4 protein-coding genes are annotated in these 6,571 nt (G+C 45.1%); 1 reads left to right on the forward strand and 3 read right to left on the reverse strand.

The window, feature by feature from the left end; genetic code table 11:
• Positions 1 to 677: 677 nt before the first annotated feature.
• The 3 genes from CHU92_RS03085 to CHU92_RS03095 form a co-directional block, all read right to left on the reverse strand.
• Positions 678 to 4,118, reverse strand: a complete 3,441-nt coding sequence (locus CHU92_RS03085; RefSeq protein ID WP_094412495.1) for a methylmalonyl-CoA mutase family protein — start codon at positions 4,116 to 4,118, stop codon at positions 678 to 680.
• Between the two features lie 99 nt (positions 4,119 to 4,217).
• The gene (locus CHU92_RS03090) at positions 4,218 to 4,814 is read right to left on the reverse strand and encodes a hypothetical protein (RefSeq protein ID WP_094412497.1); all 597 of its coding nucleotides are present in this window, start codon (positions 4,812 to 4,814) and stop codon (positions 4,218 to 4,220) included.
• A gap of 35 nt (positions 4,815 to 4,849) precedes the next feature.
• On the reverse strand, positions 4,850 to 5,503 hold the full coding sequence (locus CHU92_RS03095; RefSeq protein ID WP_094412499.1) for a VOC family protein: 654 nt from the start codon (positions 5,501 to 5,503) through the stop codon (positions 4,850 to 4,852).
• A 134-nt stretch (positions 5,504 to 5,637) separates the two neighbouring features.
• Here CHU92_RS03095 and CHU92_RS03100 point away from each other — a divergent pair, with 134 nt between their 5' ends.
• Positions 5,638 to 6,519 carry an EamA family transporter gene (locus CHU92_RS03100; protein WP_094412501.1) on the forward strand — a complete coding sequence of 294 codons (882 nt, stop codon included), beginning with the start codon at positions 5,638 to 5,640 and terminating at the stop codon, positions 6,517 to 6,519.
• The last annotated feature ends 52 nt before the right edge of the window (positions 6,520 to 6,571 follow it).

Raw genomic sequence — 6,571 nt, forward strand, 5'->3', positions numbered from 1 at the left:
TTTACCGCCTTCCCGGTTTTGGCGGGCCGGGGGTTAAACGCGCCAGGGTAGCCCCGATTGCAGCGGCATCCTCCCCGCCGCGCCCTCCCGCGGCGGGGAGATACAGCGGAAAGCGGGAATGGCGCCTGCCGGTATGGCCCTGTCTTTTCGCTCCNTTTTTTTTACCGCCTTCCCGGTTTTGGCGGGCCGGGGGTTAAACGCGCCAGGGTAGCCCCGATTGCAGCGGCATCCTCCCCGCCGCGCCCTCCCGCGGCGGGGAGATACAGCGGAAAGCGGGAATGGCGCCTGCCGGTATGGCCCTGTCTTTTCGCTCCAAGATAAGCCTATTTCCTTATCCGCAACACCCACTCATCGTGTTGGTGCGTGAAAACTGAAACCTACAAATGTAAAATATGTTAAATATTTTAACATATAAGTAAAAGTTAAAGCAACGAGAGATACTGAAACATAGTAATACCTTTACATAAAATAACCGCCATGAAAGGATTATTAAAAGCCCTGCTTGCCGGTTGGGGCGCCAAAAAATTGGGATTCGGATGCTTCGGCACTATTATAGCATTTATAATTATATACTATCTGCTGGGATATGTGTTTTAGAGAATAAAAAAGCCTCTCTTTTGAGAGGCTTTTTGATATCTGCCGAATAAAACAAATTAACGCATTAACAAATCAATTAATTACATATTCCTCCTGTACTGCCCTCCTACTTCAAACAATGCTGAAGTAATCTGGCCCAGTGAGCACACTTTGGTTGCTTCCATCAGCTGCTCGAATATGTTCTTGTTCTGTATCGCGGCATCCTGCACTATGGCAAGCTGCTCTTTGACCTTCTCTTCATTGGCCTTGTGAAGGTTCTGCAACGTTTGTATCTGGAACTGCTTCTCCTCTTCCGTAGCGCGTATAACCTCAGCCGGTACAACCGTAGGCGATCCTTTTGAGCTCAGGAAGGTATTTACACCTATAATCGGGAACTCACCTGTATGCTTCAGGGTTTCGTAGTAGAGGCTTTCTTCCTGTATCTTAGAACGCTGGTACATGGTTTCCATAGCGCCAAGCACACCGCCACGCTCTGTTATGCGGTCAAATTCTGCCAGTACGGCCTCTTCTACAAGGTCAGTAAGCTCTTCAATAATGAACGATCCCTGTATCGGGTTCTCATTTTTAGCAAGCCCAAGCTCCTTGTTGATAATAAGCTGTATGGCCATGGCACGGCGAACGCTTTCCTCGGTAGGCGTTGTTATCGCCTCGTCATACGCATTGGTGTGCAGCGAATTACAGTTATCATAAATAGCATAAAGTGCCTGCAGCGTTGTACGAATATCATTAAAGTCAATTTCCTGCGCGTGCAGCGAACGCCCCGACGTCTGGATGTGGTACTTCAGCATCTGTGCACGCTCATTAGCGCCGTACTTCAGCTTCAGTGCCTTCGCCCATATCTTCCTCGCCACACGGCCTATAACCGCATATTCAGGGTCGATACCATTACTGAAGAAGAACGACAGGTTAGGCCCGAAGTCGTTAATATTCATGCCGCGGCTAAGGTAATATTCCACATACGTAAAGCCATTCGCAAGGGTAAAGGCCAGCTGCGTGATTGGGTTAGCCCCTGCCTCGGCAATGTGGTAGCCTGAAATTGAAACTGAATAGAAGTTACGAACGTTCTTTTGGATGAAGTATTCCTGAACGTCGCCCATAAGCCTTAGTGCAAATTCGGTAGAGAATATACAGGTATTCTGTGCCTGGTCTTCCTTCAGGATATCGGCCTGCACCGTACCGCGAACCTGCGTTAGCGTACGTATTTTTATCTCGTTATATACATCAGCCGGAAGCACCTGGTCACCCGTTACACCAAGCAGCATAAGCCCAAGGCCGTCATTGCCCTGTGGCAGCTCGCCATTGTAGCGTGGGCGCTCAACACCTTTGGCTTTATATATTTCGTTTATTTTGTTTTCAACCTCCTGCTCAAGGCCGTTCTCTTTGATATAAATTTCACACTGCTGGTCAATAGCCGCATTCATAAAGAAGCCTAACAGCATTGGCGCCGGCCCGTTGATGGTCATACTTACCGATGTCATTGGGTGTGCCAGGTTAAAGCCGGAGTACAGCTTCTTGGCATCGTCAAGGCAGCAGATAGATACACCTGCGTTACCAATCTTACCATAAATGTCCGGGCGGTAACCTGGGTCATTACCGTATAGCGTAACACTGTCAAACGCTGTTGATAAACGCTTGGCAGGCATGCCTAAACTAACGTAGTGGAAACGTCTGTTGGTACGCTCAGGGCCACCCTCACCGGCAAACATACGGGTTGGGTCCTCTCCTTCCCTCTTAAACGGGTATAAACCTGAAGTGAAAGGGAACTCACCCGGCACGTTTTCCTGAAGGCACCACCTTAGGATATCACCCCACGCCTGGTATTTAGGGAGGGCGATTTTTGGTATCTGCGAGTGCGAAAGTGATTCGGTATGCGTTTGTATCTTGATTTCCTTATCCCTTACCATAAAGGAATACACAGGATTTTTGTATTTATTTACCTTATCATCCCATGTAATGATCATCTCCCAGTTGTACGGGTCGAGGTTCATTTTTACACGGTCAAACTCGGCCACAAGCAATTTCACGAAATCAGCATCTGCTCCCTGGGCGGGCTTTACAGGCTCCAGGCCAAATTTTGCCAGTTCAGGCTTCACCCCGGCAACCGACTCAATGGTCTTATAAATCCCGTAAAGCTTTTGTGCTACCTCCTGCTGGCTTAGTGCCACCTCATCATACTTGCGGTTGTTCTCGGCAATTTCGCTAAGGTAACGCGTGCGGTGCGGCGGTATCACGAATATTTTCTCGCTCATTTCACGGGTGATCTCAAAAGTAGATGTCAGGTCAGCACCTGTTTTCTCCACAATCTTGTCCATAATCGACTTGTAGAGCGTGTTCATACCCGGGTCGTTGAACTGAGACGCAATGGTACCAAACACCGGCATGTCATCAGGGTTGGCATCCCACAGGTTGTGGTTGCGCTGGTATTGTTTCTTTACATCTCGAATGGCATCAAGGGCACCACGCTTGTCAAACTTATTGATGGCAACAAGGTCGGCAAAGTCAAGCATGTCAATTTTTTCCAGCTGTGTAGCGGCACCAAATTCAGGTGTCATTACGTATAGTGAAACATCGCTGTGGTCAAGGATTTCTGTGTCGCTTTGCCCTATACCCGATGTTTCAAGTATTATAAGATCATATTTAGCCGCTTTCAGCACCTGGATGGCTTCGGCTACATATTTAGATAGGGCAAGGTTCGACTGGCGTGTAGCAAGTGAGCGCATATACACCCGTGGGTTATTGATGGCGTTCATCCTGATACGGTCACCCAGTAAGGCACCGCCTGTTTTACGCTTGGATGGGTCTACCGAAATAAGACCGATAGTTTTTTCCGGGAAGTCAATAAGGAATCGTCGCACCAGCTCATCCACCAATGATGATTTACCGGCACCACCCGTACCGGTTATGCCCAGCACAGGAAGCCCCCCAGCCCCCGAAGGGGGAGCCTGAATAACCGGATCAAATATACTGTGGAATTCGTCAGGGTAATTTTCAGCTAATGATATCAATCTGGCTATCGTTGTTACTTCTTTATCTGCAAGCGCTTCGCTAATTCCCTTTCCTCTGGGAAGGGTTAGGGATGGGCTTGGATAGTCGGCTTTCTGCACCAGGTCGTTTATCATGCCCTGCAGGCCCAGCTCACGCCCGTCATCCGGTGAATAAATACGCGTAATACCATATTCATGTAGCTCTTTTATCTCTTCCGGCAGGATAACACCACCGCCGCCGCCAAATATTTTAATGTGCCCTGCCCCTTTTTCTTTAAGCAGGTCAAACATGTACTTAAAGTATTCGTTGTGCCCGCCCTGGTAAGAGGTCATGGCAATAGCATTGGCATCTTCCTGTATGGCGGTGTTCACCACTTCTTCCACACTGCGGTCGTGCCCAAGGTGTATAACCTCAACACCCGTAGCCTGGATGATGCGGCGCATTATGTTGATGGCGGCATCGTGCCCGTCAAAAAGCGATGCTGCCGTAACAATTCTTACTTTATTTTTAGGAATATAAGGCTGTACTTGTTCCATTTTGTATATATCACAATTTTGAGTGCGCAATTTACGCAAATATTAATTTTTCAAAGCAAAATCGCTTTACAAAATCGCCATATATACAATCTTTTATACTTACATCATTATGTAATAATCATCCAGAAAGAAAGCATTAAAAAAAGTGAATTTGCCAGGCCTGATTGTTTCTAGTGAAATATCAGGAATTATAGTGTGAAGCTTTTCTTCAGGAAAAGGCGTTACACTGAAAAAACTTTCTGTCAGCGCGGCCATTGCATCCATAATAGGCTGATATTTCTTTTCCGCTTCCAGATTCCTTACAGGTTTCGAAATTTTTGGAAATCTATAATTGTCACCAGGATAAGAAATATCTATTTCAAGTACATATGTGATATAAAACGGGACTATAATGCTTACATTAAGACAAACTGAATATAGCTTATTGTTTATTAATTCAGCCAACTGTAAGTTATGTGCCCGGTCATTTAAATGAAAATGGGTTGCGTCGAAAAAATGTTTTGACAAATCAATTTGCCTTATATTTTGAATAAAATTGGTATAATCTCCAGCCTCTTTTCTTTTTTGTTCCTTAATACATAAATTAAACAACATTTTAATTTCGGCGGAATTCATAAATAATTCTACCTGTGTACTATTATCAATACCTTTAGGAAAATATTTATAAGCAGTATTAAGCAAATCTATATCGGCCATAAGCTGGACATTAGGGCAATATACATTAAAATCCTTTACCTCAAAATATGATTTATATTGCCGTTATCGTAGTACAGCACACGGGTACGGAAAGAATACGATTTTATGCCGGTAGGATACCAGTCGCGCCCTTTTTCGGCAAGGATGAAAAGGCCTTCATCATCGCCCGAAACCGTAAATTTATCGCTCCTGGGCTGGCGGTGGAAAATAGGCACACCATGCTCCTGCAATAAACTATCAGCCAGTTCAGGAACATTATTAGTTACCAGGCCTATCTCGCTAATGCTGATGTAAGACTGCGGCCCGAAAGGCTCTTCTGCAATAGTACGGTTAGGATAGCGCGTTATGCCTTCAAGTATATTGCCGTTGTTGTCAAGGAAATAAAAGGACCTGGCATCCCAGTTTACAAAGTTGGCAACATCATCACCGTTTTCAAGGGGCAGCAGGGGCACTTTCTGTTTTATGTGGTTATAACAGTCAAAAAAACGGTTGTTGGGTAAATCAATGGCAAAGTGGTAGACCGGCTTTATACCTTCCGCATAGCGGAATACAAGCCGGGTATGCCCTATCCTGTAAAATAATAATAACCGGCCTTCCTTCTGGTACGGTTCCAGTCCCAGTACTTTTTTATAAAAACGCTCTGTTTCAGAGAGGCTGGCCGATAAAATTTCGAGTTCTAATAGTTTCATTACAGGTGACTGAATAACAAGACTAATTTACGCCATAATAAATTTCCTTCTCTTAAAAGCATCATAATATATAAAAATTATAGGTTTAAAGCAGGTAGGTTTCCTACATTTGCACACCTATTTCCATTACCTGCATGCGTATTTCCAAACATTACCTCGCCGGCGTTACTGCCTTTGTGATCTGGGGATTTTTCAGCCTGGGGCTAAGGCCGCTCCGGCAATATCCTTCTCTTGATATACTTTTTTTCAGGATATTATTTTGTGTGGTGCTAATGCTCCTGCTAAGCCTGGCATTTCGCCGTAAGGCCCTAAAAGAAGCCACAGCGCATTACAGGCAGCTGACGAAAAGTGCCCGGGCAAAACTTATTGCGGCAGTGGTGGCAAGCGGCTTTCTGCTTACGGCCAACTGGTTCCTTTTTATTTATGTAATGAACCATGTGAGCGTAAAATCAGCTTCGTTTGCCTACCTTGTGTGCCCTATACTCACCACTGTGCTTGCCTTTTTTATTCTGAAAGAAAAGCTCACCCGCCTGCAGTGGATAGCAGTAAGCATAAGCGCGGCCGGCTGTGTACTCCTGTCCTTTAACGGGCTGCTCGATATTTTTTACAGCCTTGTAGTGGCATTTACTTACGCCCTTTACCTCATCATACAAAAAAAGATTACCGGGATAGATAAGTTTTTGCTGCTTACGGTACAGGTAGGGATCATATCGTTGATCATGCTTCCCTTCTTGCCGGCTTATGGTAGCCCGGTACCGCAGGAAACGTTTTTTTATTTTTTTATACTGCTGATAGCTATACTTTTTACGATTATCCCGCTGTTCCTTAACCTTTATGCGCTAAAAACCATAAAATCATCAACTGTGGGGATGCTGCTTTACATCAACCCTGTTATTGGTTTCCTGCTCTCGGCTTTTTATTTTAACGAAGTAATATCTGCACTGCAGGTAACCGGTTATACACTTATTGTAATTTCTATTTTACTTTTCAACCGGAACGCATTCAAACAATTATAAAAATTATAGAAGCCGTCTCACAACTTGAGACGGTTTTTTTACGTTTTTCTTG

Origin of the sequence: Flavobacterium cyanobacteriorum (assembly GCF_002251835.1) — a bacterium.
In the GTDB taxonomy this organism is placed as follows: Bacteria; Bacteroidota; Bacteroidia; order Flavobacteriales; family Flavobacteriaceae; genus Flavobacterium; species Flavobacterium cyanobacteriorum.